This is a genomic window from Salinicola sp. MH3R3-1, assembly GCF_001937155.1.
Classification (GTDB): domain Bacteria; phylum Pseudomonadota; class Gammaproteobacteria; order Pseudomonadales; family Halomonadaceae; genus Salinicola; species Salinicola halophyticus.
In genome coordinates this window covers 1-26,970 of record NZ_MSDP01000023.1, presented here as the reverse complement: position 1 = coordinate 26,970, position 26,970 = coordinate 1, and the positions used below count along the sequence as shown (strand labels likewise).

Genomic DNA, 26,970 nt, shown 5'->3' with positions numbered 1-26,970 from the left:
GTAGCTCTTAGCTCGTAGCTCGTAGCTCGTAGCTCGTAGCTCGTAGCTCGTAGCTCGTAGCTCGTAGCTCACGACATCAGATCGAACGCCGACGATACTGGCGGTAACGCGGATACCAGAAGTGACCGTGGATCGCGTCCCACAACACTTCGTCGCTGGACGAGAGCGCGACACCGTCGGTCTGGGCCTGCTTGCCGACAGCGAAGGCGATCAACTGGCTGATTTCGCGGATATCGCCCAGCGCCGGCAGCAGCGCGCCTTCACCGGTCTTGACGATCGGGGCGCTGTCGGCGAGCGCATTGGACGCCGCCATCAGCATGTTGTCGGTGACGCGCGTCGCGTTGGCGGCGATCACCCCCAGCCCGATGCCCGGGAAGATATAGGAGTTGTTGCACTGCGCGATGGGAATCTCGCGACCGTTGATCTCCACCGGCGGAAACGGGCTCCCCGTGGCGACCATCGCCTGACCGTTGGTCCATTCCAGCACGTCCTGCGGCACCGCCTCGACCTTGGAAGTCGGGTTGGAGAGCGGCATGACCAGCGGGTTCTCGCAGTTGGCGTTGAGCGTCTTGATCACCTCTTCGGTGAACAGGCCGCGTTGACCGGAAACACCGATCAGAATCGTCGGTTTGGCATTGCGAATCACGTCGATCAGCAGACGGACGTCGCTGTCGAAACCCAGCTTCGTCGGATCATGGGCGAGGCGCTGCTGGAAACTGTGCAGCCCTTCCATGTCGGTGGTTAGCAGGCCGTCCTTGTCGACCATGAAGACCCGCTGGCGCGCTTCGTCTTCCGACAGCCCCTCGCGGGTCATCGCGATCACGATCTGCTCGGCGATACCGCAACCGGCGGAACCGGCCCCCGCGAAAGTGATCGTCTGCTCGCTGAGCCTGACGTTCTTGGCCTTGCACGAGGCTAGCAGCGTGGCGACTACCACCGAGGCCGTGCCCTGGATATCGTCGTTGAAGCAGCACAGCTCATCGCGATAGCGCTCCAGCAGCGGCATGGCGTTGGTCAGCGCGAAGTCCTCGAACTGCAATAGCACATTCGGCCAGCGAGCCTTCAGCGCTTCCATGAACAGGGTAATGAACTCGGCGTACTCGTCCGGCGAGACGCGCTTGTGCCGCCAGCCCATGTACATCGGATCATCGAGCAGCTTCTGGTTGTTGGTACCCACGTCCAGCGTGATCGGCAGTGTGTACGCCGGGCTGATACCGCCGCAGGCGGTGTAGAGCGAAAGCTTGCCGATGGGAATCCCCATGCCACCGATACCCTGATCGCCCAGGCCGAGAATACGCTCGCCGTCGGTCACCACGATCACCCGGACCTTGTCCTTGGTGGCGCTGCGAAGGATATCTTCCATGCGGTGACGGTCGGGATAGGAGATGAAAAGACCGCGATGATTGCGATAGATATTGGAGAACTCTTCGCACGCCTCGCCCACCGTCGGGGTATAGATGATCGGCAGCATCTCCTCGAGATGCTCTTCCAGCAGACGGCCGAACAGCGTCTCGTTGTCGTCCTGAATCGCACGCAGATAGATGTGCTTGTCGAGATTGTTCTGACACAGCGTGTACTGATGGTAGGCGCGTTCGAGCTGCTCTTCGATACTCTCGACGTTCTGCGGCAGCAGACCCACCAGATTGAACTCGACCCGTTCTTCGCTGGTGAAGGCACTACCCTTGTTGAGCAGCGGCGTCTCCAGTAGCGACGGTCCAGCGTAGGGGATGTAAAGCGGGCGCTTGGCGTGATCGGACATGAATCGACTCTCGCGGTAACCAACGAATGAAACGCGCCTCTCGGCCGGGCGAGCTCACCGGTCGTTGGTGCAGGCCCGATGGCGCATTGTCGTTATCGTTCCTGCAGTTGCCTGGCAACCGCAGAGACGCCTGGCCAGCCCATGGCTGGCCGAGGGCCGACCAGTATGCCATCTGCCGCGGTCAATGGCATGCCCGCGATGGAAACCCTTGCCAAAAGACTAATCCGACACTGAAAAGCCCCGCCGAAGCGGGGCTTTCATCAGGGCATCGAACCGTTATCAGCAGCTCGCCGCGACCGGTTTCGCGGGCCCAGGGAAGAACAGCGGCCGCAGCTTGACGCCGAACATGTTGCCGGCGAACGCCGCCACCAGCCATAGCCAGCCGTGCAGACTGCCGGAGGCGATACCGCTGAAATAGGCCCCAATGTTGCAGCCGAATGCCAGACGAGCGCCGTAGCCCAGAAACAGACCGCCGATCACCGCTGCCGCGACAGAACGCAGCGGAATGCGGAAATTGGGCGCGAATCGCCCTGCTAGGGATGCCGCCAGCCCGGCGCCGAGAATGATCCCGACGTTCATCACTGTGGTGACATCACTGAAGATACTGCTGTCGAGAGACGCCGCGCGTCCCGGATTTTGCCAGTAGCCCCAGCCAGTCACATCGCCACCGACAGCCTGAAATGCCTGGGCGCCCCACAGCGCAAACGCCGAGGTAATTCCCCACGGGCGGCCGGCCAGCGCCAGTGTCAGGAAGTTGAGCAGCGCCAGGCCAACCGCACCGGCGAGAATCGGCCAGGGGCCCGTCAGCCAACGACCCGGGCCGGGCGAGACCGAGGAGGTCTGCTCCAGCTGGCCGTGACGACGTTTCTCCATGGCGATGGTCAACGCGGCGATCGCCGCGAACAGCACCAGGCTGGCAACGATGCCACCACCGGTGCCGAACAGATCGATCATCGAGGTCGGTTGAAAGGCCGGCAGGCTCTGCCACCAGGCAAAATGCGCCGTGCCGATTACCGAACCGACGATGAAGAACAGCAGCGTAATCAGCATGCGGGCGTTACCGCCACCCACGGTGAACAGCGTCCCGGAAGCGCAACCGCCGCCCAACTGCATACCCACGCCGAACAGGAAAGCGCCTACGATCACCGAAACGCCGATCGGCGACACGAAGCCCTGCACCGGATGGCCGAACAGCGTTCCCGCCCCCAATGCCGGAAAGAACAGCACCACGGCGAGTGCCAGCATCACCATCTGCGCGCGCAGGCCACGACCGCGGCGCTCGGTGATGAACACGCGCCAGGCGGAAGTGAATCCGAACGAGGCGTGATAGAGCACAATACCCAACGCCCCGCCGACCAGCATCAGCCAGCCCTGATTACCGCCAAAAGCCAGACCAACTGCCAGCGAACCCAGCACCAGCAGGACTGCCGCGATCCAGGCCTTCGGCGATAGCCGTCCGATCCCCGGTGGCGACGTGCGTGTCAGAGTCGTCATAAGCGGAACTTCCTTTAGACTAAAATCGAATGGCGATACTTTAGTCTTTTGGTCGGGAATACGAAAACGACGAAAATGACTTTGATTAGCTGATTTAGTTATATATCTGAATCACTCTCAAAAAAGCCGGCGCAGTGGCCGGCTTTCCCGCTTGAGCAAACGCTTACTGGAAGCGGCCCAACCCGACCGCAATACGCAACCTCTCCATCAGCGTATTGGCCTCGGCGCGCGCACGCTCGGCGCCCTTCGCCAGCACCTGCTCGATATGGCCAGGATCATTCATCAACGCCTCATAGCGCTCGCGCGGCTCGCGCAGATGAGCGTTGAGATACTCGAACACCTCGTTCTTGGCGTCGCCCCAACCGATACCTTCCTGATAGCGTTGACGCATCGCCGCGCTCTCCTCCGCCGTGACGAAGGCCGAGTAGATCTGGAACAGCGTGCAGGTATCCGGATCCTTGGGCTCGCCCGGTTCCAACGAGTTGGTCTTGATCTTGCGCACCAGCTTGAGCAGCTTCTTCTCGCTGACGAACAGCGGAATGGTGTTGTCGTAGCTCTTCGACATCTTGCGGCCATCCAGGCCCCGCAACACCTCGACCTTCTCGTCGACGATCGCCTCGGGCAGGGTGAAATAATCGCCCTTGTAGATATGATTGAAGCGCCCCGCCATATCGCGCGCCATCTCGATATGCTGAATCTGATCCCGGCCCACCGGCACCTTGTGCGCGTTGAACATCAGGATGTCTGCCGCCATCAGCACGGGATAGCCGAACAGGCCCATAGTAATGCCGCGATCGGCATCGCTCTGGCCCACGGCCTCGTTGTCTGCCACCGCCGCCTTGTAGGCATGGGCCCGATTCATCAAGCCCTTGGCGCAGACGCAGGAAAGCAGCCAGGTCAGCTCGGGAATCTCGTGAATATCGGACTGGCGATAGAAGATGGCGTTATCGGTATCCAGCCCCAGCGCAAGCCAGGTGGCAGCGATCTCGAGACGCGACTGCTGAATGCGCTGCGGATCCTGCGACTTGATCAGCGCGTGCAGGTCGGCGAGAAAGTAGTAGGACTGGACGTCGGGATTCTGGCTCTCGGCGATGGCCGGCTTGATCGCGCCGACATAGTTGCCCAGATGCGGCGTACCCGTGGTGGTGATGCCGGTAAGAACGCGTCGCTTGCTCATGGAGTCTTCGAATCTGTCCGGGAAATGGCATAGAGGAAAGTGGCAGTGCGGGCAGTTTACCGTGCCACCTCCCCTATAGCGAACACCCCGCTTGGGTAGAACGCTGGTCTCAACCCTTCAGAATCTGCTCGGTCGAAACCACTTCCATCCCGAACGCTTGGCCGACGGCGGCGTAGGTCACCTGGCCGGCGTGGACGTTGAGGCCGCCGCGGAAATGAACATCGTCGGCCAGCGCCTGCTTCCAGCCCTTGTCGGCCAGCGCGATCACGAAGGGTAGCGTCGCATTGGTCAGCGCCTGGGTCGAGGTGCGGGCCACCGCGCCGGGCATGTTGGCAACGCAGTAATGAACGATGCCGTCGACGACGTAGCTGGGATCGGCATGGGTCGTCGGCTTGCTGGTCTCGAAGCAGCCTCCCTGGTCGATCGCCACGTCCACCAGCACGCTGCCCGGCTTCATCTCGGCGAGCATCGCGCGGCTGATCAGCTTGGGCGCGGCCGCGCCGGGCACCAGTACCGCGCCGATGATCATGTCCGACTCGCGCACCGCCGTTTCCAGGGTCTCGGTGGTCGAATAGACCGTACGGATCTGGCCCTGATAGCGATGATCGAGCACTTCCAATCGCGGCAGGGACTTGTCGAGGATCGTCACTTCGGCACCCAGACCCAGCGCCATGCGCGCGGCGTTCTCGCCGACCACGCCGCCGCCGATCACCGTCACCTTGGCCGGCGCCACACCGGGCACGCCCGGCAGCAGAATACCGGCACCGCCCTGCGCCTTCTCCAGACTGTGGGCGCCGGCCTGAACGGCCATGCGCCCGGCGACGCGGCTCATCGGCGCCAGCAGCGGCAGACCGCCTAGCGCATCGGTAATGGTTTCGTAGGCGATGCAGGTCGCGCCGCTCTCGATCAGCCCTCGCATCAGCGGCTCTTCGGCGGCCAGATGGAGATAGGTGAAGAGCGTCTGCTGCGGGCGCAGCCGTGCGACTTCCTCCGCCTGCGGCTCCTTGACCTTGAGGATCAGGTCGGCGGCTGCCCAGAGCGCGTCGACGTCGCTCATCATCTCGGCGCCCGCTTCCCGATAGGCATCGTCCGCATAGCCGGATCCGGTACCCGCTTCCGCCTGCACCGACACCCGGTGACCCCGAGCGATCAGCTCACGCACGCCGCCCGGCGTCAAAGCGACGCGGTATTCATGATTCTTGATTTCCTTGGGCACGCCGATATGCATGATGATTTCCTCGATCGCTGGTTATCATTAAAGGATCGAGCGAATTACAGCACAGCAGCAATAAAGACGGGATAGCCGCGGATAAAAGACGAACAAGACCCGAATAACGCCCGCCCTTCGAACGAATATCCGGATTTAGAGGCAAAGACAGGAATATTTGCTAACCAGCGATCACCGCATCACCGTATACCTCGACGAATCGAGGCGGCATTCGCTTGGGCCGACCACTGGAAAGTTCGATACAGGCAAAACGCGTGCGCGCACGAAGCAGCGTACGAGAGCTTGCGACATTGCAGAGCTGGAACCGGCGCTTCAGCGTCAGACGCCCGTCGCAGGCAATGATCCACGTGGCGAGCTGGAGGCGATCATCTTCGAAGGCGGGCGCCAGATAATCCAGCTCGTGGCGATGGACGACCATGCCGCGATCGAGCGCGCGGTAGTCCTCCAGACTCAAACCTAGATGCCGGGAGTGCGCCCAACTGGCACGCTCGACCCAGCGCAGGTATTCCGCGTTGTTGACGTGCCCGTAGTGATCGATGCTCGATGCCTCGACCTGGATGTCGATCACGAAAGGGCTGGGCAGATCCCACGTCATACGGGCCTCCTGAGCAGCGTCGGTCAATGACTTAAAGTCAGATCGATGCGAATTCTGTCGGGCGCTCATGACCGCACTGCCAGCAGCGATCGAACACGCCGTCCAGCCGTTCGCCGCAGCCAGCGCAGCGCCATGCCGGCGCGCTCACGGCGGGACCGTCGAGCGCCTCCCGGACCAGCTGGCCCGCCTGCCATTCGGCCTCGATCGCCACCCAGACTTCCGCTTCGCACTGATCGGGAGGCAACTCTCCTGCCCCGCCGGCCAGCGTCATGTTGCGCAACGTGGCCGAGAGACCCGCGCTCTCGATCACGTTACGAACATGACTGACCAACAAGACATTGGAGTGACGAAACACGCAAACCTGGCCGGCAGACATGTCAGCGATCCCCGTCAGTGGCGTCGATCAATTGTGGAAGACCCGCACGCCGAGCGCTTTCAGATAGGCCGTTTCCGGAATGGCCGGATGAATCGGGTGATCGCCGGACTGGCCGCCACGATAGAGAATCTGGCCGTGGCGGTCCTGATGACGAACCGCACCCCGTACGCACTCGACCAGCCGCTCTTCATAGAGATGCATGGAGCAGGAGGCCGACATCAGCAGGCCATCGCGGCTCAACAGGCGCATCGCCTCGCGATTGAGTCGGGCGTAGGCGCGTTCGCCATTGGTAAGATCCTTGCGCTTCTTGATGAACGCCGGCGGATCGAGCACCACCACATCGAAACGCTCACCCTCGGCACGCAGCGCGGTCATGGCTTCGAAGACATCGCCATGACCGACGGCGACCTGCTCGTGGACACCGTTGAGCGCGGCGTTCTCGGCGACGCGATCCAGCGCTTTCTCCGACGCGTCGACACACAGCACTTCGCTGGCACCGTGAGCCGCAGCCTGAACACCCCAACCGCCCACGTAGCTGAACAGATCCAGCACGCGCTTGCCGGCGACCAGGCCATTGAGCCAGGCGCGGTTGGCGCGGTGGTCGTAGAACCAGCCGGTCTTCTGACCGTCCAGCACCGGGGCCACGAAACGCACCCCGTTCTCTTCCAGCAGCACCTCGTCCGGCAGTTCGCCATGGACCACTGCCACCTCGGAATCGAGCTTTTCCAGACGACGGCCGCTGGAATCGTTCTTGAACACGATGGCGCGAGGCGACAGCACCTTGTCCAACGCCGAGATCACCTCGTCGCGAACCATTTCCATGCCGAGCGTGTTGAGCTGCACCACGAACACGTCGTCGAATCGATCGATGATCAACCCCGGCAATAGATCGCCTTCGCCATGGATCAGCCGATAGAACGGCTTGGCGAACAGGCGATCACGCAGCGCCAGCGCTTGGTTGAAACGATGCACCAGTAGCGAACGGTCGAGTCGGACATTGGCATCCCGGGAGACCACTCGCGCGCAGATCAGCGAGTTCGGATTGACGTAGGCAACACCCATCGCCTTGCCGTTGGCGGCTTCGATGATCACCTGCGCACCCGGCTCGAGATCCTTGAGCGGCGTCGCCTGGATATCGATCTCGTTGGAGTAGAGCCACAGATGGCCCGCCTTCAGACGTCGATCGGCGTTCTTCTTGAGACGCAGGGTCTGGGTCACGGTTGACTCCATGTGCAGGGCTCCATCGGCAAGGACATCGGGAAAAAAAGTTGGAAAAAAAGTTTCGAACGGGCGTCGAGAAACAGAAATCCTGGCGCATTCTAACCCGCATGCGTCCGACACCAACCCGCAGAGGCAAAATCGAATGGATTTAGAACCGATCTCGACCCGACGGCCGAGCTTCGGGCCGGAAGGTCAGTCCTGACGCGACCAGCAAACTGCCGCTCAGGTCTGACAGAGGGCGCAGTAAACCGTGGCGCGCTGACCCAGCACGATATGGCGCAGCTCCAGCCCGCAGTGACGGCACGGCTCGCCGGCACGGCCATAGACGTTGAGCCGCTGGGCAAAGTATCCCGGCTCGCCGGTGCCGCTGACGAAATCCCGCAGCGTGGTTCCGCCCTGAGTAATCGCCGCCGCCAGCACGGTCTTGATCGCCTCGGCAAGGCGCGCGAAGCGCTCGAGCGAGACGCGCCCCGCTGCCCGGCGCGGATCGATGCCTGCCATGAACAGCGCTTCGGTGGCATAGATATTGCCCACACCCACCACCACGATGTTGTCCATGATAAAGGTCTTTACCGAGGCGCGGCGGCCCCGGGAGAGCCGATAGAGCCGCTGACCGTCGAAGTCGAGCGACAACGGTTCCGGACCCAGCCGCGATAGCCGGGTATCCAGGTCGGCGCTCCCCCGCAGCCAATCGACGAAGCCGAAACGCCGCGGATCGTGGTAGCGCAGGATGGCCCCTCCCTCGAACACGACATCGACATGATCGTGCTTCTTGGGTGGATCGCCGACGCGGGCGATACGCAGGCTGCCGGACATCCCCAGGTGCCACAGCAGGGTCCGATCCGCCAGCGGCAGCAGCAGGTACTTGGCGCGGCGGGAAAGCTCGCCGAACTGCCCGCCGATCAGCGCCGATTCCAGATCGCTCGGCACCGGTACGCGCAAGCTGCGATGGCGCACGATGACCTCGACGATCTCCCAACCCTCCACGTAGGGCGCGATACCGCGGCGTGTCGTTTCGACTTCGGGAAGCTCGGGCATGCTCGGATTCTCGCGTTTCAGCCATCACAAACGAGAAAACCCGGTCGAGGACCGGGTTTTCCGTACTGTCATCCAGCGCCTATTCAGCGCTGTCGGTAAGCTAGATCACTTGATCTTGGCTTCCTTGTACATGACGTGCTTGCGAACAACCGGATCGTACTTCTTGAATTCAAGCTTGTCCGGAGTGTTACGCTTGTTCTTTGCCGTGGTGTAGAAGTGGCCGGTACCGGCACTGGACACCAACTTGATCTTGTCACGCATGTCTCGACTCCTTAAAGGCTAGCGGCACGCTTGCGAATATCGACGAGCACCGCTTCGATGCCCTTCTTGTCAATGATGCGCATGCCTTTGGAAGACAGGCGCAGCTTGACGAATCGCTTCTCGGATTCGACCCAGAAACGATGCGTGTGCAGGTTCGGGACGAAACGACGACGTGTCTTGCGCTGTGAGTGCGAGACGTTATTACCAGTCACCGGACGCTTACCGGTAACCTGACAAACTTGGGACATGGAAGCCTCCGACCACTGGCGGGTTGGGTTGTTCGGTTTATCTCGGGCATCTGTTTCGGAATACCCCTTTCGGGACTACCCCAGCCACCTCGGAAGACGCACGAAATGACGAGCTCTCGCCGTATGCCCTGATTCAAAGGGCGTACTTTATACCAGAGCGCCCTGATTTTCGCAACAAGTCGAGCCACAAGGCACTGAAGCAATCATCCGTGCCGTGCGAGCCAGACCTGGGCAATCGTTATCGCGCGGGGCAATCGTTACCGATAGCCCCCTCGAGAAACCACCCGAGAACATGGCGCGGTATGTTACCCGAAACCAGCACGCGTTCCCATCCCCTTCTCGAAATGGTTCTGCTGCCTCTCTATATGATGCAGCCGACGCCCCGTAACCACCCTGCACCGCCAACGTTCGAGAACCGCTCTACAAGACCAGCGCTCTACGACTGACGCTCTACGACTGACGCTCTACGACTGACGCTCTACAACCACCGCTCTACAACCACCCGCGTTCGGCAAAAGAGATCACTTCGCCGTCACCGATCACGAAATGATCCAGCACGCGGATGTCGAACAGGGCCAGCGCCTCGCGCAGACGTTCGGTGATTCGGCGGTCGGCATCGCTCGGCTCGGCGACGCCGGAGGGGTGATTGTGCGCGAAGATGACGGCGCCGGCATTGCGCGCCAATGCTCTCCGAGCAACCTCGCGCGGGTAGACGGAAGCGCTGTCCAGCGTGCCTTCGGACAGAATCTCGAATCGGATCACGCGATGCTGGGTGTCCAGAAACAGCGCCGCGAACGCTTCGTGATCGAGGTGGCGCAGCTGCGCGCTCAGGAACTGGCGCACCAGCGCAGGCGACGTCAGCGCCGCGTCGCGTTCGAGCAGGCTGCCCAGATGGCGGCGCGATAGCTCGAGCGTCGCCTGCAGTTGAACGTAGGTCGCCTCCCCCAAGCCGTGCTCGGCGCAGAATCGTCGCCGATCCGCCTCCAGCAGCGGGCGCAGTCCGCCGAAGGCGCTCAGCAGATCCCGCGCCAGATCCACCGCCGAACGCCCCTTGACGCCGACGCGCAGGAAGATCGCCAGCAGCTCGGCATCCGACAGCGCCGAAGACCCTAGCGTCATCAGCTTTTCCCGCGGCCGTTCTCCCTCCGGCCAATCGCGTATTCCCATGCCCCTCCCGTTCACCCGTCGTGTCTGAGCCCTGACTCAGGACATCGGCCGCGTCTCCCGAAACCTGTGAGCGGTTACCGGAAAAGGCGTACTTCTAGTCCCAAAGTTGAATCGCCAATTTCTGACAACCCACTACCATACTAGTCAGACAAGCCCTTGAAGCATGCCCACCAGACATCGACATCGGAGCCTCCTTGACCCCCACGACCTTACAGAGCCTCTGGAACAGCTCGGATGCCGGCCATGTTCGCCAGCGCCTCTACGACGTGCTGCGCCACGCCATCATCCGCCTGGTGCTGGCACCGGGGCAGGCACTGTCGGAGAAAGAGATTGCCGACACCTTCGAGGTCAGCCGTCAGCCCGTCCGCGAGGCCTTCATCCGCCTTTCTGAAGCAGGGCTGGTCGAAGTCCGCCCGCAACGCGGCACTTTCGTGGTCAAGATCTCGCCTCAGGCGGTCTACAGCGCGCGCTTCGTGCGCGAGGCGATCGAGGTGGCGGTAGCCAAGTCCGCAGCGGAAGAAGGCTTGTCGACACGCGGGCTCGACGATCTCTTCGAGCTGGTCGAGCGCCAGCGCAGGACGATCGGCGGCGGGGATTACGACCGCTTCTATGTGCTCGACGAGGAGTTCCACCAGACGCTGTCTCGAGAAGCCGGCCATGAGTCGGCTTGGCGATTCACCGAAGAGGTCAAGGCGCACTTCGACCGCGTGCGCTACATCAGCGTACCCGACGGGACGCCACTGGAAACCCTGGTCGAGCAGCACGCCCGCATTGTCGAGGCGATCAAGAATCGCGACCCGGGCGCTGCCGAACACGCCGTGCAGACGCATCTGCGCGAGCTGCTCATTTCACTGCCGCGGCTGATCGAACGCTTTCCCGATCTGTTCGACAACCACTGAAACCGCCGTTTTCCCTAGCCGGAGAGTCCATGAAAATCATCGACGCCCGCGTCATCGTCACCAGCCCGGGACGCAACTTCGTCACCCTCAAACTGATCACCGAATCCGGCACCTACGGCATCGGCGACGCCACGCTCAACGGCCGCGAAATGGCCGTCGCCGCCTATCTCGAAGAGCACGTCGTGCCGGCGCTGATCGGTCGCGATGCCAGCCGCATCGAGGACACCTGGCAGTATCTCTATCGCGGCGCCTACTGGCGTCGTGGCCCCGTGACCATGAGTGCGATCGGCGCCGTCGACATGGCGCTGTGGGACATCAAGGCCAAAGCCGCCAACATGCCGCTCTATCAACTTCTGGGGGGAAAGAGCCGTGAGCGGGTGATGACCTACGCCCACTGCACCGGTAAAGATATCGACAGCTGCCTGGAAGAAGTCGCCCGGCACGTCGAGCTCGGCTATAAGGCGGTACGCGTTCAGGCCGGCGTCCCGGGCATCAAGACGATCTACGGCGTTGCCAAGCGGGAAGGCGAGCGGTATGAACCGGCGGACTCCGAACTGCCCGCCGAGCACGCCTGGAGCACGGAGAAGTACCTCAACCACGTGCCGCAGCTGTTCGCCGCGGTGCGCGAGCGCTTCGGTCACGATCTGCACCTGCTGCACGACGTCCACCACCGGCTGACGCCGATCGAAGCGGCGCGTCTGGGCAAGGCGGTAGAGCCCTACCATCTGTTCTGGCTGGAGGACTGCGTCCCCGCCGAGAACCAGGAGAGCCTGCGTCTGATCCGCGAACACACCACCACGCCGCTCGCCATCGGCGAAGTGTTCAACTCGATCCACGACTGCCGCGAGATGATCCAGAACCAGTGGATCGACTACATTCGTACGCCGCTGACCCACGGCGGCGGCATCACGCAACTGCGCCGGATCGCCGATCTGGCCTCGCTCTACCACGTGCGCACCGGCTTCCACGGCCCCACCGACCTGTCGCCGGTGTGTCTCGGCGCCGCGATCCACTTCGATACCTGGGTGCCCAACTTCGGCATTCAGGAGCACATGCCCCACGACGAGCTGACCGACAGCGTCTTCCCCCACGACTATCGCTTCGAGGATGGCCATTTCCTGGTCGGCGAATCGCCGGGGCACGGCGTCGATATCGACGAGGAAGCCGCCGCTCGCTATCCGTTCAAGCGCGCCAGTCTGCCGGTCAACCGGCTCGATGACGGCACGCTGTGGCACTGGTAGACGCCGGCACGGGTGAACGAGCGATGCCGGATACCGTGAGAATGTCAGGAGAGTTATCGATGCAAGCCTTTGAAGTCAGCGCCCCTCATGCGTTCGCCGTCGGCGATCAGCCTGCGCCGGCCCCAGCACCGGGTGAAGTCGTTATCGACGTCGCATTCGCCGGCATCTGCGGCTCGGACATGCACATCATCCATGGCGACAACGCCTTCGTGCAGTTTCCCCGCATCACAGGGCACGAGTTCGCCGGCGTGATCAGCGCCGTCGGTAAAGGCATCGACGCGACCCGTGTCGGTGAGCGCGTCTGTATCGATCCGGTCGTCAGCTGCGGCCGGTGCTATCCCTGCCGCATCGGCCGGCCCAACGTCTGCAGCGCGATGCAGGTGATCGGCGTGCACAGAAATGGCGGCTTCGCCGAGCAGGTCAACGTGCCGGCGGCCAACGCCCATCGACTGCCCGACGGTCTCGATCTCGATGCCGCCGCGCTGGTCGAGCCCTACTCCATCGCCGCCAACGTGCTGTCGCGGATGGAACCCCGGCCCGGCGATCGGCTGCTGATCATCGGCGCCGGCGTCATCGGTCTCACCCTGCTGCAGATGGCACGCGCCATCGGCCTCGAGGGGATCATCGTCACCGATATTCTCGATGAACGCCTGGCCGCGGCTCGCGAACTGGGCGCCGCCCACACCATCAATGGTCGCACGGACGATCTCGAGCAGGCCGTGCTGAAGGCGACCGATGGCGAAGGCATCCCGCTGATCGCCGATGCCGCCTGCATACCGGCGATGCTGCCGGCCATGCTGCGGATGGCCTGCCCCGCCGGGCGCGTCGGCCTGCTCGGTTTCAGCCCCACGCCCAGCGACCTGATTCAGCTGGAAGTGATCAAGAAGGAGCTGACGCTGGTCGGCTCGCGTCTGAACAACCGCAAATTCCCGGAGGTGATCGAACATATCGCCGCCGGTCGTCTCGATCCCAAGGCGCTGATCAGCCATCGCATCGCCCTGGCCGAAATGCCCGGTGCCATCGACCTGCTCGAGAACCACCCGGAACAGGCGCGCAAGGTGCTGGTGAAAATCTCGCCTTGAACGTCCTATCGAACCCGCTCTGATGCCGGAAAAAGATCCGGAGGTGCGAGTTCGGACAACAAAACCGACGCGTATCCCACGCGACAGGAGACTCACGCCATGTTGACGACCACCACACTCAAACACCTGCTGGCCGGCGCTGCCCTCGGTGCCACGCTTCTGGGCAGTCAGGCAGTAATGGCTGCGGACTACACGCTGAAATTCGGCCATCTGGCCAATGAACAGAACATCTGGAACAAGGCGGCGCTGAAGTTCAAGGAGTTGGTGGAAGCCAACTCCGACGGCCGCATCGAGGTTCAGGTGTTTCCCAACGAGCAGCTCGGCAGCGAGATGGATGTGATCAACAGCATCCAGTTGGGCACCGCCGACATGACCATCACCGGCGAGAGCCTGCAGAACTGGGCGCCCGCCGCCGCGATGATGGCCGTGCCCTATCTGTTCCGTGATGCGGACCATATGCGCAAGGCCGTGGAAGGCGACGTCGGCAAGCAGATCGAGAAGCAGATCACCGAGCGCACGGGCCTGGTGCCGATCGCCTGGTTCGAGCGCGGCCCGCGTGAGCTGACCTCCAATCGCCCGATCAAGACCCCCGATGACCTCGACGGCCTGCGCATCCGCGTGCCCAACGTGCCGCTGTTCGTCGATACCTGGGAAGCACTGGGCGCCCGCCCGACCCCGATGGCCTTCAGCGAAGTGTTTACCTCGCTGCAGCAGAACACCATCGAAGCGCAGGAAAACCCGCTCAGCCTGATCGAGAGCGCCAGCTTCAACGAAGTCCAGCAGTACGTGGACATGACCGATCACGTCCGCAGCTGGATCTACGTGGTGATCGGCAAGCAGAAGCTCGAATCGATGCCGGACGATCTGCAGAGCGTGGTGCGCGATGCGGCCAGCGAGATGCAGTCCTACGAGGAAGGGCTGTTCGTCGATGACCAGAAACGTCTCGAACAAGCGCTCAAGGACAAGGGCATGAAGTTCGTCGATGTCGATCAGGAGGCGTTTGCCAAGAAAGCGCGTCCGGCGGTGCTCGACTCGCTCGACGAAGATCAGCGCAAGCTCTACGACGAAATTCAGGGTCTCTGATAATCGTACGCCGGGGGCACGACGCTCCCGGCCCCATTCCCCTGTTCGGAGAGCGCCATGTCGGAACGACAAACGGACACTCAGCCGCAGGATATTCAGGAGAGCCTGGAGATCCTGAATCGTGTTCCGCGCCTGGGCGGCCCCATCGGCCGCCTGGCTGACGGGCTGGATCGCCTTATGCTGTGGCTGGCCGTGATCGCCCTGGTGGGGCTGTCACTGACCGTGCTGCTGCAGGTCGCCTCGCGACTGTTTCTGCCCATCACGCTATCGTGGACCGAAGAGCTCACCCGCTATCTCTTCATCTACATGGTAGCGCTGGGCGCCGGCGTGGTGCAGCACCGTAACCGCCACGTCAACGTCGAACTGTTTCATGGCTGGCTCGGCTTTCGTGGCCGTGCTGCCTATCTCGTATTGATCTCGGCCATCACCTTCATCTTCACCATTCTGGTGCTGCCTAATGCCTGGCAATTCGCCCAGATCGGGGCGTTCCAGACGTCGCCGACGCTGCGCATTCCCATGCTCTACATTTTCTTCTCCTCGGTGGTGCTGTTCGGGTCGCTGTTGCTGTACAGCCTGATCGGCATGACCGAGGGGGTCATCGCCATGATTCGTGGCGAGCGCGCCGACACCACTCGCCAGGAGGCGCTCTGATGGAAATCGCCGTTCTCTTCGTCACCTTTCTGGTACTGCTGCTGATCGGTCTGCCGATCGCCTTCTGTCTCGGCGTATCGTCACTGGCCTACCTGATGCTCGGTGGGATCTCGTTGACCATCGTGCCGCAGCGGATGTTCTCCGGCATCGACTCCTTCGTGTTGCTGTGCATTCCCGGCTTCGTGATGGCCGGCAATCTGATGAACGTGGGCAACATCACCCAGCACATCGTGCGCTTCTCCAATGCCCTGGTCGGGCACATCCGCGGCGGCCTGGGTCTGGCCAACGTCGGCGGCTCGATGATCTTCAGCGGCATCTCCGGTACCGCCGTGGCGGACGCCGCCAGCATTGGCTCAGTAATGATTCCGGGGATGTCGAAAGCCGGCTACGACAAGCCGTTCGCCGCCGCCGTGACCGCCGCCTCCTCCACCATCGGCCCGATCATCCCGCCCAGCGTACCGATGATCATCGTCGGTTCGCTCTCCGGCATCTCCGTCGGCCGCATGTTCCTGGCCGGCGCCGTCCCCGGTCTGCTGCTGGGCGTGGCGATGATGATCACAGCCTACTGGCTGGCCGTGCGGCGCGGCTATCCCAAGGAGAAGCGCGCCACCTTCAAGGAGCTGATCAAGGAGGGCCGCAGCGCGTTCTGGGCGCTGATGATGACCTTCATCATTCTCTACGGCATCATCGGCGGACTGTTCACGCCGACCGAGGCTTCGATCGTCGCCAGCCTCTACGCACTGCTGGTGGGCACTTTCGTCTACAAGGGGATCAACTGGCGCAATCTGGGCGGCATCCTGTCGGACACCGTGATCACCTCCGCCTCGCTGATGCTGCTGGTCGGCCTGGCCAATCTGTTCGGCTGGATCCTGACCAGCCAGCAGATCCCGCAGATGCTCGCCGATGCGATTCTCGGTATCAGCACCAATCCGATCGTGGTCATTCTGATCCTCAATCTGATCCTGCTGTTCGTCGGCGCCTTCATGGAGACGATCGCCGCGCTGATCATCCTATTCCCGGCGCTGCTGGGCGTGGCCACCGGCGTGGGCATGGATCCGATCCACTTCGGCGTGATGGCGGTACTCAACCTGATGATCGGCCTGACCACACCGCCGGTGGGCGTCTGCCTGTTCGTGGTCTCGAGTATCGGCAAGCTGCCTATGCTGCATGTCGCCAAAGCCATCATCCCGTTTCTGATCTGCAACCTGATCGTGCTGATGCTGGTGTCCTTCGTTCCTGCCATCTCGCTGTGGCTGCCCAACCTGTTGATGGGGAAATAGCGCCATGGCCGCAGCCGACACCCATATCGAACGTGAGCCGAGCCGACGGGGCCCGAGCGGGATCGGCATCGTCCACCTGGGGCTGGGCGCGTTCCATCGCGCCCATCAAGCGGTCTACCTGCAGCGAAGTATCAATCGCACTCCCACCGGGGAGGAAAGCGAGTGGGGCCTCTGCAGCGCCAACATCCGTTCCAACCGCACGCTGGTCGATCAGCTTCGCGACGGCGACTACCGCTACCACGTCGCCGAATTCAGCGACAGCGAACACGTCACCCTGCGCGAGGTCAGCGCCATCCGTGAAGCGCTCTACGCAGGGCCGGATGGTCCGGATCGCGAAGCGCTATTAGCGCGGATGAGCAATCCTGAGGTGCGAATCGTCACGCTCACCGTGACCGAGAAGGGCTATTTCCTGAGCCCGGGCAGCGGCGAACTGCTGAGCGATGCTGCGCCGATCGCCCACGACATTGCCCATCCGGAATCCCCGGATACCGCCCCGGGCATGCTGGTGGAAGCGCTGGCGCGACGCCGAGCGGCCGGGATCGCACCATTCACCGTGCTGTGTTGCGACAACATGCCCCACAACGGCCAGCGCACGCGGCGCGCGGTGGTCTCGCTGGCCCGTCATCGCGATGAGGCGCTGGCCGAGTGGATAGAAGCCAGCGTCGCCTTCCCCTCGAGCATGGTCGACCGAATCGTGCCAGCGATGACCGACGCCGACCGCCAGCGTCTGGCAGCGTTGGGCGTCGGGGATCCCGGCGCGGTGGTCTGTGAAACTTTCAGCCAGTGGGTGGTCGAGGACGACTTCCCGCAGGGCCGGCCGGATTGGGAAACCGACGGTGTCGAGATGGTCGCCGACGTCGCACCGTTCGAAACCATGAAGCTGCGCCTGCTCAACGGCGCCCACTCGCTGCTGGCCTACCTGGGCGCCCTCGCCGGCATCGAAACGGTCGATGCCGCCGTCGCTCGCCCCGCTTTCCGCCAGTTGCTTCAGCACTACTGGCAGCAGGAAGCGATCCCCACGCTGTCACTGCCGGATGGCGCCGATGCCGGCACCTATACCGACAGCCTGCTGGCACGCTTCGGCAACGACAGCCTGCACCACCGCCTGCAGCAGATCGCCATGGACGGTTCGCAGAAGATTCCCCAGCGCTGGCTGGCCGGCGGTGTCGAACGGTTGACTGCCGACGACGCGATCAGTGCGACCGCGTTGGGCGTGGCTGGCTGGATCCGCTATACCGTCGGCACCGATCTCGACGGCCAGCCGCATCCGGTGGACGACCCCATGGCCGAGACGTTCGCCGCGCTGCATCGTCGCCATGGCGGCGACCGCGCCGCACTGGTCGACGCCTTTCTCGCGCTCGATGCCGTCTTTCCCGCGACACTGCGCGATGATCGACTATTCGCCCAGCAGATCGTCGACGCGCTGATGCAACTGGAGAGCGGCGGCGTGGAAGCCACGATTACCGCTTTGACACTCAATTTTTCTGATCGGGACGCTTGATCATGGAACATACCTGGCGCTGGTTCGGTCCGGCCGATCCCATCACCCTCGGCGAGATTCGCCAGGCCGGCGCAACCGGCATCGTCACGGCCCTGCACGAGATCCCCAACGGCGAGATCTGGCCGGTCGCCGCCATTGCCGAGCGCAAACGCCTGATCGAATCCGCCGGCCTGACCTGGTCGGTGGTCGAAAGCGTGCCGATTCACGAAGCGATCAAGCAGGGGTTGCCGGCACCCGAGAGCTACATCGACAACTATCGCCAGACGCTCGCCAACCTGGGCCAGTGCGGTATCGACGTGGTCTGCTACAACTTCATGCCGATCCTCGACTGGACGCGCACCGACCTGGCCTGGCCGCTTCCCAATGGCGGTACCGCGCTGCGCTTCGACCAGACCGCCTTCGCCGCTTTCGATCTGTTTCTGCTCGAGCGCGAAGGGGCAGCAACCGATTACAGCGAGACCGAGCGGGACGCGGCCAGCGCTTACCTGGAGACACTCGACGCGGCGGCACGAACGCAGCTGGTCGACACCGTTATCGCCGGGCTGCCCGGCACCGAAGAGCACTATACGCTGGAAGATTTTCGCCAGGCGCTCGACGCCTACCGCGAGATCGATGCTGAACGGCTCCGCGCCAATCTGACCACGTTCCTGCGCGCTATCGTGCCCACGGCGGAGGAAGCCGGCGTGCGCCTGGCGATTCACCCGGACGACCCGCCCCGGGAACTGCTGGGGCTGCCGCGCGTGGTCTCGACGGCCGAAGATGCCCAGTACGTGCTCGATAGCGCACCCAGCCCAGCCAACGGCCTGACTTTCTGCACCGGCTCCTACGGCGTGCGGGAGGACAACGACCTGGTCGCCATGGCCGAGCGTTTCGCGCCGCATATCCATTTCGTGCATCTGCGCGCTACCCGTCGCGAAGCCAACCCGCTCAGTTTCCACGAGGCCGAGCATCTGGACGGCGACGTCGATATGGTCGGGGTGATCGGCGCGCTGGTTAGCGAACAGCGCCGACGCCAGCGTGAAGGCGGCGACCGACTGCCGATGCGCCCGGATCACGGCCATCATCTGCTCGATGACCTGGCTCGCGACAGCCGCCCCGGGTACCCGTTGATCGGTCGGCTCAAGGGGCTCGCCGAGCTGCGCGGGGTGGAACGTGCGATAGAACGGCTCTTTTGATGACCCGGCGCATCTCCTTCACGCCTCTCCACGTAAGCTCCTGGGTACGGCCGTCACGCACGACCACTATTCACGCAACAGCGCGGGGTTCATGAACCATGTCGATCAAGACATCATCAGTCTCTCCCAAGGCTCGAATATTACCGACTCTCTGCCTGGCAACCACGCTGGCAATGCTCGCCTTCGCGACCACGGCAACCGCCGCCGAGGGCGAACGACTCAGCGGCGAGGAGATCCAGCAGCAGGTCTGGGGGCATCGCGTGCAGGGCGCCATGGCGAGTGGCCAGCAGTACGACGAAGTCTACCGCCAGGACGGCAAGATCGAGGGCGACGGCTATACCGGCCAGGCGACGATCGTCGACGATCGCATGTGCTTCGATTACGGCGACGATAAACCGACCTGCTACGGCGTTCGTCGTGATGGCAGCGACAGCATCGAGTGGCTGGAGGGCGACGAGGTCGTCGGCGAAGGCGAGCTCGGCAACGCCGAGTGATCGCCACGGGGGGCCGCTGCAACGGCGGTCGCCACTTCCAGCGCACCATTACGCAACCCGCGACCGCAATGGTATGGTAACGACCGAACCATCAGGACAGATCCCATGTCGCTACCGATTGGTCCGGAATTGGCCGGAACCCGCATTCTGCTCGGCATCAGCGCCGGCATCGCCGCCTACAAGAGCGCCAATCTCGCTCGCCTGTTGAAAAAGACGGGCTTTGAGGTGCGCGTGGTCATGACCGAGGGCGCCCAGGCGTTCATCACGCCGCTGACGTTGCAGGCACTCACCGGCGAGCCCGTGCGCACCTCGCTGCTGGATCCGGAAGCCGAGGCCGGCATGGGCCATATCGAGCTGGCCAAGTGGGCGGATATCATCCTGATCGCGCCGACCACCGCCGACCTGATGGCGCGACTAGCCCACGGCCATGCCGATGATCTGTTGACCACGCTGTGTCTGGCGACCGAAGCCAGATGCCTGATGGCGCCCGCCATGAATCAGGCGATGTGGCGCCACCCGGCGACGCTGGCCAATGCCGATCGACTCGCCGAGCTGGGCTGGACCCTGCTGGGGCCGGACGCCGGCGACCAGGCCTGTGGCGACGTCGGCCTGGGCCGAATGCTGGAGCCGGAAACCATTCTCGCCCAGCTGCTGAACGAGGTCGGACAATCCGGCGGAGAATCGCCCAGAATGATGCCCGTGCACCAGGATTTGGTCGGCAAGCGCGTGGTGATCACTGCCGGACCGACTCGCGAAGCGCTGGATCCGGTGCGTTATCTCTCCAACCACAGTTCCGGCAAGATGGGGTATGCACTCGCTGCCGCCTGCGTCGAGCGTGGGGCCAGCGTCAGCCTGGTGAGCGGCCCCGTCAGCTTGTCGACCCCGCCGGGGGTCAATCGCATCGACGTGACCTCGGCGACGGAGATGCTGGCCGCCGTCGAATCCCAGCTGCCCTGCGATCTATTCATCGGCTGCGCCGCCGTGGCGGACTATCGCGCCGCAGCCGTCAGCGAACACAAACTCAAGAAGACGGACGCCGACAGCGGCCTGACCCTCGAGCTGGTGCGCAACCCGGATATCGTCGCCACGGTCGCGGCGCGCCCGGACCGCCCCTTCACCGTCGGCTTTGCCGCCGAAACGCAGGATCTCGAAACGCACGCCGGCAGCAAGCTCGAACGCAAGCGCCTGGACCTGATCGTCGCCAACGATATTTCCCGTGAAGGCGTCGGCTTCGGCAGTGACGACAACGCCGTCACGCTACTGTGGAAACAGCACGACCAGACGACACGCCGCGAACTTCCGGCTCAAGCCAAAGCGACACTGGCTGCCGTCATCGTCGACCACATCGTCGATCGCCTCCCCTAGTCGCGTCCGACCCGCCCCCGCGATGATAAGCTAGGTCGCTGCCTAGCCTTCAACGTCATTCGCTTTCAGGAATGTTTTTCATGTCACTCAGCAATCCGTCCGTCACGCCCGCTTCTCCATCGACGGTCAAACCCAAGCTTTCGGTCAAGATTCTCGACGAGCGTGTGCACGACTACCCGCTGCCGCACTACGCCACCGTAGGCAGTGCCGGCATGGACCTACGCGCGCTGCTCGACGAGGCGCTGACCCTGACGCCCGGTGACAGCGCCCTGGTACGCACCGGCCTCGCCATCCATATCGGTGACCCGGGTCTGGCCGGCGTGGTGCTGCCGCGCTCCGGGCTCGGTCACAAGCACGGTATCGTGCTGGGCAATCTGGTGGGGCTGATCGACTCCGACTATCAGGGTGAGCTGATGATCTCGGTGTGGAACCGGGGCCGCGAGACGTTCATGCTCGAACCCGGTGAGCGGCTGGCACAATACGTGCTGGTACCGGTGGTCCAGGCCGAACTCGAGATCGTCGAGGAGTTCGTCGCCACCGACCGTGCTGGCGGTGGCTTCGGTCACTCCGGCCGGCAGTGAATCCTATTCCGCCTCCTACAGCCGTTCTCTGCAAGGACATGTCACGTGGCGCTAAGCGCAACCATCTATAAAGCGAAACTCAACGTCAGCGATCTGGATCGTCACTACTACGGCGATCACGCGCTGACCGTGGCCTGCCACCCTTCCGAGACGGCGACCCGGCTGATGGTGCGTCTGCTGGCGTTTATCGCCAACGCGCCTCTCACCAGCGGCGACGATGAACTCGCCATGACCCGTGGGCTGAGCAGCGACGACGAGCCGGACCTGTGGCTCAAGGCGCCGGACGGCCGCATCCTGTTGTGGATAGAATTGGGCGAGCCGTCGCTGAAGCGGATCAAGCAGGGGCTCTCGCGAGCCGAACGCGTACTGGTCTATCCCTACGCACCCCGCAGTGCGGTGCAGTGGTGGAAGAAACTCGAGAACGACATCCGCGCACTGCCGCGGGTCGAGGTCTGGAATCTGCCCACCGAACCGTTGGCGGCGCTGACCGCTCTCGTCGATCGCAACCTGAGCCTGGGTGCCACGCTGATGGAAGGCCAGTGGCTGATTACCGACGGACAGGCCTCGGTGGAACTCGAGCTCGAGCGCTGGGCGTGAACACGGATCGCCGTAGTGAACGACGGATATGGTGGATGATAGACGTGGTAAACGATGGCCGTGACGAACGAAGGCAAGGAAACGACGATGAATGACCAGCCCGGCGCCAACGTGCCCGCTTCGATCTTTCGCGCCTACGATATCCGCGGCATCGTCGACGAGACGTTGACCGAGGAAACGGTGGAGTGGATCGGCCGTGCGGTGGGCAGCGAGGCGGTGGCGAGGGGGCAGCAGTGCGTGATCGTCGCTCGCGATGGCCGCCACTCCGGCCCTCGCCTGCAGGCGGCGCTGATTCGCGGCCTGAGGGCCGCTGGCCGTGATGTGATCGATATCGGTCGCGTACCCACGCCGGTGCTCTATTTTGCCACCGCCACCCTCGACGAGAGTCGCAGCGGCGTGATGGTGACCGGCAGCCACAATCCGCCGGACTACAACGGTTTCAAGATCGTGCTCGACGGCGTCGCGATTTCGGGCGAAGCGATTACCGCCCTGTTCGAGCGCATCCGCAGCGGCGATCTCAGTGAAGGCGAAGGGACTCTGACGCAGCTCGATATCAGCGAGGCCTATCTCCAACGCATCCTGGGTGATATCTCGCTCGATCAAGGCCAACGCGGGCGCCCGCTCAAGGCGGTCGTCGACTGCGGCAACGGTGTCGCCGGTGAGCTCGGGCCGCGCCTGATCGAGGCGCTGGGTGTCGAGACGATTCCTCTTTTCGCCGAAATCGACGGTGATTTCCCCAATCATCATCCCGATCCCGGCAAGCCGGAAAACCTGGTCGACCTGATCGCCAAGGTCCGGGAGACCGAGGCGGATATCGGGCTGGCTTTCGACGGCGATGGGGATCGCCTCGGCGTGGTGACGCCGGCCGGCGAGATGATCTATCCGGACCGGCTGCTGATGGCCTTCTCGGTGGATCTGCTCGAGCGCGATCCCGGCGCCCGCATCGTTTTCGATATCAAGTGTACCGGCAATCTAGCCCAGGTCATCGAGCGCGCGGGAGGCGAGCCCGAAATGTGGCGCACTGGCCACTCGCTGATCAAGGCGCGCATGAAGGAGACCGGCGCCCAGCTTGGCGGCGAGATGAGTGGTCACATCTTTTTCGCCGAACGCTGGTACGGCTTCGATGACGGGCTCTATGCCGCCGCCCGGCTGCTGGAAATTCTCTCGCGCCAACCGCATGACGCCGACCGTTTTTTCAGCGCTTTCCCGCAGGATATCTGCACCCCGGAACTGAACGCGGCGGTCACCGACGAGGAGAAGTTCGCGATCATCGGGCGACTGGCCGAGACCGGCGACTTCGGTCAGGATGGCATCAAGACAACGCTGGACGGCATTCGTGTGGACTACCCCGATGGCTGGGGGCTGTGTCGCGCCTCGAATACCACGCCGGCACTGGTGCTGCGATTCGAGGGCAAGGACCAGGCCGCGCTCGCTCGCATCCAGCGTCAGTTCGGCGCCGCCCTGCTGGCGGTGGCACCGCACGTCGAACTGCCGTTCTGAGATCGCCGAGTACGGGACGTGCGCAACAACAGGGAACGCGCCGCTTTCGATAGACTCGTGGCGCACAGACAGTGGAGATATAACACCTCATGAACGAGAGCCCACGCGATCCGCGTCAGGTGGTCGAGATTCTGTCGGAAGCGCTGCCCTATATTCAGCGCTATTCCGGCAAGACGGTGGTGGTCAAGTACGGTGGCAACGCCATGACCGAAGACAAGCTGATCGACTCCTTCGCCCGCGACATGGTGTTGATGAAGGAGGTCGGGATCAATCCGGTGGTGGTCCACGGTGGTGGCCCGCAGATCGGCCAGTTGCTGGCGCGACTCAACATCGAATCGCGCTTCGTCAACGGCATGCGCGTGACCGATGCCGAAACCATGGACGTGGTCGAGATGGTGCTCGGCGGGTTGGTCAACAAGAACATCGTCACCCAGATCAACCAGTGCGGTGGCAAGGCGATCGGTCTGACCGGCAAGGACAACGCCCAGATTCTGGCGCGTCAGCTCAAGGTCGAACAGTACAATCCGGCACTGACCGAACCCGAGATCATCGATATCGGGCACGTCGGCGAGGTGGAACACATCTCCACCGATCTGATCGAGATGCTCGCCGAACGCGATTTCATTCCTGTCATCGCACCGATCGGCGTCGATCGCGAAGGCCATAGCTATAACATCAACGCCGACCTGGTCGCCGGCAAGGTGGCCGAAGCGCTGAAGGCCGAGAAACTGATGCTGTTGACCAACGTCGCCGGTCTGCAGGACGCCGAAGGCAACGTCATGACCGGACTCTCCACCGAGCAGGTCGATGCGCTGATCGCCGACGGCACGATCTATGGCGGCATGTTGCCGAAGATTCGCTGCGCCCTGGAAGCGGTCAAGGGCGGTGTCGGTAGCGCCGTCATCGTCGACGGCCGCGTGGTGCACTCGACGCTGCTGGAGATCTTCACCGATGCCGGGGTCGGCACTCAGATCACCGACAGTCACGGCTGACGACCGGCTTCACCGTGTTTCTGATTATCGCGGGCTTGGAAGGCCCGCCTCGGCTGCTGAGCAGACAGGCAAGCAGTCCGGGCCGCTCCAGGAAGGAGCTCCAATAAAACGACCGATAAGAACCGTCATGACGCAGGCAACTCCCCCACTCTCTCGCCGCGAGCAGATCCTCCAGGCACTGGCTCTGATGCTCGAGGAAGATAGCGGTAAACGCATCACCACGGCCGCACTGGCACGTCAGGTTGGTGTCAGCGAGGCGGCTCTCTACCGCCATTTTCCGAGCAAGGCGCGCATGTTCGAGGGGCTGATCGAATTCATCGAGGCGAGCCTGTTCGAGCGTATTCGACGCATCCTCGACGACGAACCGTCGGCGCTCGCGCGCTGCGAGACGATCGTTCAACTGGTGCTGACGTTCGCCGAAAAGAATCCCGGTCTCAGCCGGCTGATGGATGGCGACGTGCTGACCGGCGAGACGGCGCGTCTTCGCACCCGCATGTCCCAGCTGTTCGAGCGACTGGAAACACAGCTCAAGCAGATACTGCGCGAGGCGGAACTCCGCGAGGGGTTGCGCCCACAGCTGACAGTGTCGGCGGCGGCTAATCTGCTGTCGGCTTTCATGGAAGGCAGGATCAGTCAGTACGTGCGTAGCGACTTCCGGCATCTGCCCACGACGCACTGGGAAGATCAGTGGCGCCTTCTGGGGAATGGATTGCTATTCTCCGCAACCCAATCCGCCCCGGCTTGAGACCCTGCCTTTCTCGATAAAGCGTAGTGAGCTCAGAACTTCCAAGTAGTCCAAGAGCGCCTGCAAATGGTTAGAAGTGCTTGCCATTCGAGTTAAGAGCAACCGCCCACCATGAAACCGGCGCTCCTTGATATTTTAGGCGGATACGAAAAGGCCCGAACCCCATGTGATGCGGGGCTCGGGCCTTGAATGCCATTTCGGAAGAACTCTCTCCTTACAGGAGGAACTCCATCAGAACGGGACTTACGACTCTTTCATCGTAGTGTCGTCAGAATGATCAGTTCTGGTTTTCTTTGGCTTCATCCTGCATGTCTTCACCAGCGTCTTCCATGGAATCACCGGCATCATCCATCGCATCTTCGGTGGCGTCGCCTGCGTCATCCATCTTGTCGCCCATGGCGTCGCCAGCGTCGTCCATGTTGTCCTCGGCGGAATCTACGGCGTTGTCGGTAGACTCTGCGGCATTATCCGCGGCATTATCGATGGACTCACCGGCTTCCTCGGCGGACCCGTCGTCGCTGTCACAAGCTGCAACGCCCAATGCCATCGTACCGACCAGCGCCGCCATTGCCAGTTTCTTCAACAGTTCGGATTGCATCGTGTAGCTCCTTTACTCTTCCGTGAATTCTCATACAAGGTAGCTTGAGCCGGACCAATCATCCACCGATTTACTCTCTTTCCTCATTTTTTACTCATCATGGAAAAGTCTGATGACAAATATGACAAGCGGCTTAAAACAGAGACCCGCGTGACCTACTCGACATACAGAAGTCGCCGTTCTAAACACGTTGCCGGCACGAGTTTTCAGCGTCACCAGTTTTCTTTCCGACATAAAAAACCCCAGCCTGTTGGCTGGGGTTTCGGATAGATGCCTGACGATGATTGGGGCGGCCATCCGTGGGCCGGCGCTCCGGAACTCTTCATGGGAGACCCCTAACGCATGGGGGACCCCTAAATAAGTGAACCCCGACCAATGGCCGGGGTTCGGAATAGATGCCTGACGATGACCTACTCTCGCATGGGGAGACCCCACACTACCATCGGCGCTAAGCGGTTTCACTACTGAGTTCGGCATGGATCAGGTGGTTCCCGCTCGCTATGGTCGTCAGGCAAAACTGACGTCGGAATGATGGGTTTTCATCGCTTACCCAACCCTCATTCCAACTGATTCGGATCATGCTGACTGAGCTACATCTCATTACCTGCCCGCTCTACGAGGC

At 62.7% G+C, this 26,970-nt stretch carries 27 protein-coding genes and 1 rRNA gene; 15 read left to right on the top strand and 13 right to left on the bottom strand.

The window, feature by feature from the left end; all coding sequences use genetic code 11:
- Positions 1-76: 76 nt before the first annotated feature.
- The 11 genes from BTW08_RS14415 to radC form a co-directional block, all read right to left on the bottom strand.
- Positions 77-1,759: an NAD-dependent malic enzyme gene (locus tag BTW08_RS14415; RefSeq protein WP_075563226.1), complete on the bottom strand. Its 1,683-nt coding sequence runs from the start codon at positions 1,757-1,759 to the stop codon at positions 77-79.
- 279 nt (positions 1,760-2,038) lie between these two features.
- Positions 2,039-3,253 carry a YeeE/YedE family protein gene (locus tag BTW08_RS14410; protein WP_075563225.1) on the bottom strand — a complete coding sequence of 405 codons (1,215 nt, stop codon included), beginning with the start codon at positions 3,251-3,253 and terminating at the stop codon, positions 2,039-2,041.
- Between the two features lie 163 nt (positions 3,254-3,416).
- The gene (locus BTW08_RS14405; RefSeq protein ID WP_075563224.1) at positions 3,417-4,430 is read right to left on the bottom strand and encodes a tryptophan--tRNA ligase; all 1,014 of its coding nucleotides are present in this window, start codon (positions 4,428-4,430) and stop codon (positions 3,417-3,419) included.
- Between the two features lie 109 nt (positions 4,431-4,539).
- Positions 4,540-5,658, bottom strand: a complete 1,119-nt coding sequence (gene ald, locus BTW08_RS14400) for an alanine dehydrogenase (protein ID WP_075563223.1) — start codon at positions 5,656-5,658, stop codon at positions 4,540-4,542.
- A gap of 160 nt (positions 5,659-5,818) precedes the next feature.
- Complete coding sequence (locus BTW08_RS14395; RefSeq protein ID WP_075563222.1) at positions 5,819-6,253, bottom strand: thioesterase family protein; 435 nt, start codon at positions 6,251-6,253, stop codon at positions 5,819-5,821.
- A gap of 37 nt (positions 6,254-6,290) precedes the next feature.
- Positions 6,291-6,629, bottom strand: a complete 339-nt coding sequence (locus BTW08_RS14390; protein WP_075563221.1) for a DUF2007 domain-containing protein — start codon at positions 6,627-6,629, stop codon at positions 6,291-6,293.
- 27 nt (positions 6,630-6,656) lie between these two features.
- Positions 6,657-7,859 carry a class I SAM-dependent rRNA methyltransferase gene (locus BTW08_RS14385; RefSeq protein WP_110691483.1) on the bottom strand — a complete coding sequence of 401 codons (1,203 nt, stop codon included), beginning with the start codon at positions 7,857-7,859 and terminating at the stop codon, positions 6,657-6,659.
- Positions 7,860-8,072: 213 nt separating this feature from the next.
- Complete coding sequence (gene mutM / locus BTW08_RS14380; protein WP_075563220.1) at positions 8,073-8,888, bottom strand: bifunctional DNA-formamidopyrimidine glycosylase/DNA-(apurinic or apyrimidinic site) lyase; 816 nt, start codon at positions 8,886-8,888, stop codon at positions 8,073-8,075.
- 105 nt (positions 8,889-8,993) lie between these two features.
- Positions 8,994-9,149, bottom strand: coding sequence for a 50S ribosomal protein L33 (gene rpmG, locus BTW08_RS14375; protein WP_031384643.1), 156 nt, complete (start codon positions 9,147-9,149; stop codon positions 8,994-8,996).
- A gap of 11 nt (positions 9,150-9,160) precedes the next feature.
- The gene (rpmB, locus tag BTW08_RS14370; RefSeq protein WP_075563219.1) at positions 9,161-9,397 is read right to left on the bottom strand and encodes a 50S ribosomal protein L28; all 237 of its coding nucleotides are present in this window, start codon (positions 9,395-9,397) and stop codon (positions 9,161-9,163) included.
- A 492-nt stretch (positions 9,398-9,889) separates the two neighbouring features.
- Positions 9,890-10,564 carry a DNA repair protein RadC gene (gene radC, locus BTW08_RS14365; protein WP_075563218.1) on the bottom strand — a complete coding sequence of 225 codons (675 nt, stop codon included), beginning with the start codon at positions 10,562-10,564 and terminating at the stop codon, positions 9,890-9,892.
- Positions 10,565-10,758: 194 nt separating this feature from the next.
- On the opposite strand from radC, the gene BTW08_RS14360 reads away from it, so the two are divergent.
- From BTW08_RS14360 to slmA, 15 genes are all read left to right on the top strand, one after another.
- Positions 10,759-11,463 (top strand): GntR family transcriptional regulator, encoded by a 705-nt coding sequence (locus BTW08_RS14360; RefSeq protein WP_075563217.1) that lies wholly within the window; start codon positions 10,759-10,761, stop codon positions 11,461-11,463.
- Positions 11,464-11,492: 29 nt separating this feature from the next.
- Positions 11,493-12,704 carry a D-mannonate dehydratase ManD gene (gene manD / locus BTW08_RS14355; RefSeq protein ID WP_075563216.1) on the top strand — a complete coding sequence of 404 codons (1,212 nt, stop codon included), beginning with the start codon at positions 11,493-11,495 and terminating at the stop codon, positions 12,702-12,704.
- Between the two features lie 59 nt (positions 12,705-12,763).
- Positions 12,764-13,786 carry a Zn-dependent oxidoreductase gene (locus BTW08_RS14350; RefSeq protein ID WP_075563215.1) on the top strand — a complete coding sequence of 341 codons (1,023 nt, stop codon included), beginning with the start codon at positions 12,764-12,766 and terminating at the stop codon, positions 13,784-13,786.
- A 99-nt stretch (positions 13,787-13,885) separates the two neighbouring features.
- Positions 13,886-14,869 (top strand): TRAP transporter substrate-binding protein, encoded by a 984-nt coding sequence (locus tag BTW08_RS14345; protein WP_075563214.1) that lies wholly within the window; start codon positions 13,886-13,888, stop codon positions 14,867-14,869.
- A 57-nt stretch (positions 14,870-14,926) separates the two neighbouring features.
- Entirely contained in the window at positions 14,927-15,520 is a 594-nt protein-coding gene (locus BTW08_RS14340; protein ID WP_075563213.1) for a TRAP transporter small permease, read from the top strand.
- The gene (locus BTW08_RS14335) at positions 15,520-16,800 is read left to right on the top strand and encodes a TRAP transporter large permease (RefSeq protein WP_075563212.1); all 1,281 of its coding nucleotides are present in this window, start codon (positions 15,520-15,522) and stop codon (positions 16,798-16,800) included. The genes BTW08_RS14340 and BTW08_RS14335 overlap by 1 nt, the downstream gene beginning before the upstream one ends.
- 4 nt (positions 16,801-16,804) lie before the next feature.
- Entirely contained in the window at positions 16,805-18,301 is a 1,497-nt protein-coding gene (locus BTW08_RS14330; protein WP_075563211.1) for a mannitol dehydrogenase family protein, read from the top strand.
- Between the two features lie 2 nt (positions 18,302-18,303).
- Positions 18,304-19,476, top strand: coding sequence for a mannonate dehydratase (uxuA, locus tag BTW08_RS14325; protein WP_075563210.1), 1,173 nt, complete (start codon positions 18,304-18,306; stop codon positions 19,474-19,476).
- 98 nt (positions 19,477-19,574) lie between these two features.
- Positions 19,575-19,970: a hypothetical protein gene (locus BTW08_RS14320; protein ID WP_139313668.1), complete on the top strand. Its 396-nt coding sequence runs from the start codon at positions 19,575-19,577 to the stop codon at positions 19,968-19,970.
- Between the two features lie 105 nt (positions 19,971-20,075).
- A complete protein-coding gene (coaBC, locus tag BTW08_RS14315) occupies positions 20,076-21,335 on the top strand; it encodes a bifunctional phosphopantothenoylcysteine decarboxylase/phosphopantothenate--cysteine ligase CoaBC (protein WP_075563208.1) in 1,260 nt (419 codons plus the stop codon).
- Positions 21,336-21,415: 80 nt separating this feature from the next.
- Positions 21,416-21,916, top strand: a complete 501-nt coding sequence (gene dut / locus BTW08_RS14310; protein ID WP_075563207.1) for a dUTP diphosphatase — start codon at positions 21,416-21,418, stop codon at positions 21,914-21,916.
- Between the two features lie 45 nt (positions 21,917-21,961).
- A complete protein-coding gene (locus BTW08_RS14305) occupies positions 21,962-22,513 on the top strand; it encodes a YaeQ family protein (RefSeq protein WP_075563206.1) in 552 nt (183 codons plus the stop codon).
- An 87-nt stretch (positions 22,514-22,600) separates the two neighbouring features.
- A complete protein-coding gene (locus BTW08_RS14300; protein ID WP_075563228.1) occupies positions 22,601-24,013 on the top strand; it encodes a phosphomannomutase/phosphoglucomutase in 1,413 nt (470 codons plus the stop codon).
- Positions 24,014-24,102: 89 nt separating this feature from the next.
- A complete protein-coding gene (argB, locus tag BTW08_RS14295; protein ID WP_075563205.1) occupies positions 24,103-25,005 on the top strand; it encodes an acetylglutamate kinase in 903 nt (300 codons plus the stop codon).
- A 127-nt stretch (positions 25,006-25,132) separates the two neighbouring features.
- The gene (slmA, locus tag BTW08_RS14290; RefSeq protein WP_075563204.1) at positions 25,133-25,750 is read left to right on the top strand and encodes a nucleoid occlusion factor SlmA; all 618 of its coding nucleotides are present in this window, start codon (positions 25,133-25,135) and stop codon (positions 25,748-25,750) included.
- Between the two features lie 277 nt (positions 25,751-26,027).
- On the opposite strand, the gene BTW08_RS19235 is transcribed toward slmA, so the two are convergent.
- Positions 26,028-26,348, bottom strand: a complete 321-nt coding sequence (locus BTW08_RS19235; protein WP_188113758.1) for a hypothetical protein — start codon at positions 26,346-26,348, stop codon at positions 26,028-26,030.
- A 397-nt stretch (positions 26,349-26,745) separates the two neighbouring features.
- Positions 26,746-26,860 (bottom strand): 5S ribosomal RNA (gene rrf / locus BTW08_RS14280).
- Between the last annotated feature and the right edge of the window lie 110 nt (positions 26,861-26,970).

Coding starts and splice junctions, on each gene's coding strand:
- BTW08_RS14415 (WP_075563226.1), bottom strand. CDS start 1,759: ATGTCCGATCACGCCAAGCGCCCGCTTTACATCCCCTACGCTGGACCG.
- BTW08_RS14410 (WP_075563225.1), bottom strand. CDS start 3,253: ATGACGACTCTGACACGCACGTCGCCACCGGGGATCGGACGGCTATCG.
- BTW08_RS14405 (WP_075563224.1), bottom strand. CDS start 4,430: ATGAGCAAGCGACGCGTTCTTACCGGCATCACCACCACGGGTACGCCG.
- ald (WP_075563223.1), bottom strand. CDS start 5,658: ATGCATATCGGCGTGCCCAAGGAAATCAAGAATCATGAATACCGCGTC.
- BTW08_RS14395 (WP_075563222.1), bottom strand. CDS start 6,253: ATGACGTGGGATCTGCCCAGCCCTTTCGTGATCGACATCCAGGTCGAG.
- BTW08_RS14390 (WP_075563221.1), bottom strand. CDS start 6,629: ATGTCTGCCGGCCAGGTTTGCGTGTTTCGTCACTCCAATGTCTTGTTG.
- BTW08_RS14385 (WP_110691483.1), bottom strand. CDS start 7,859: ATGGAGTCAACCGTGACCCAGACCCTGCGTCTCAAGAAGAACGCCGAT.
- mutM (WP_075563220.1), bottom strand. CDS start 8,888: ATGCCCGAGCTTCCCGAAGTCGAAACGACACGCCGCGGTATCGCGCCC.
- rpmG (WP_031384643.1), bottom strand. CDS start 9,149: ATGCGTGACAAGATCAAGTTGGTGTCCAGTGCCGGTACCGGCCACTTC.
- rpmB (WP_075563219.1), bottom strand. CDS start 9,397: ATGTCCCAAGTTTGTCAGGTTACCGGTAAGCGTCCGGTGACTGGTAAT.
- radC (WP_075563218.1), bottom strand. CDS start 10,564: ATGGGAATACGCGATTGGCCGGAGGGAGAACGGCCGCGGGAAAAGCTG.
- manD (WP_075563216.1), top strand. CDS start 11,493: ATGAAAATCATCGACGCCCGCGTCATCGTCACCAGCCCGGGACGCAAC.
- BTW08_RS14350 (WP_075563215.1), top strand. CDS start 12,764: ATGCAAGCCTTTGAAGTCAGCGCCCCTCATGCGTTCGCCGTCGGCGAT.
- BTW08_RS14345 (WP_075563214.1), top strand. CDS start 13,886: ATGTTGACGACCACCACACTCAAACACCTGCTGGCCGGCGCTGCCCTC.
- BTW08_RS14340 (WP_075563213.1), top strand. CDS start 14,927: ATGTCGGAACGACAAACGGACACTCAGCCGCAGGATATTCAGGAGAGC.
- BTW08_RS14335 (WP_075563212.1), top strand. CDS start 15,520: ATGGAAATCGCCGTTCTCTTCGTCACCTTTCTGGTACTGCTGCTGATC.
- BTW08_RS14330 (WP_075563211.1), top strand. CDS start 16,805: ATGGCCGCAGCCGACACCCATATCGAACGTGAGCCGAGCCGACGGGGC.
- uxuA (WP_075563210.1), top strand. CDS start 18,304: ATGGAACATACCTGGCGCTGGTTCGGTCCGGCCGATCCCATCACCCTC.
- BTW08_RS14320 (WP_139313668.1), top strand. CDS start 19,575: ATGTCGATCAAGACATCATCAGTCTCTCCCAAGGCTCGAATATTACCG.
- coaBC (WP_075563208.1), top strand. CDS start 20,076: ATGTCGCTACCGATTGGTCCGGAATTGGCCGGAACCCGCATTCTGCTC.
- dut (WP_075563207.1), top strand. CDS start 21,416: ATGTCACTCAGCAATCCGTCCGTCACGCCCGCTTCTCCATCGACGGTC.
- BTW08_RS14300 (WP_075563228.1), top strand. CDS start 22,601: ATGAATGACCAGCCCGGCGCCAACGTGCCCGCTTCGATCTTTCGCGCC.
- argB (WP_075563205.1), top strand. CDS start 24,103: ATGAACGAGAGCCCACGCGATCCGCGTCAGGTGGTCGAGATTCTGTCG.
- slmA (WP_075563204.1), top strand. CDS start 25,133: ATGACGCAGGCAACTCCCCCACTCTCTCGCCGCGAGCAGATCCTCCAG.
- BTW08_RS19235 (WP_188113758.1), bottom strand. CDS start 26,348: ATGCAATCCGAACTGTTGAAGAAACTGGCAATGGCGGCGCTGGTCGGT.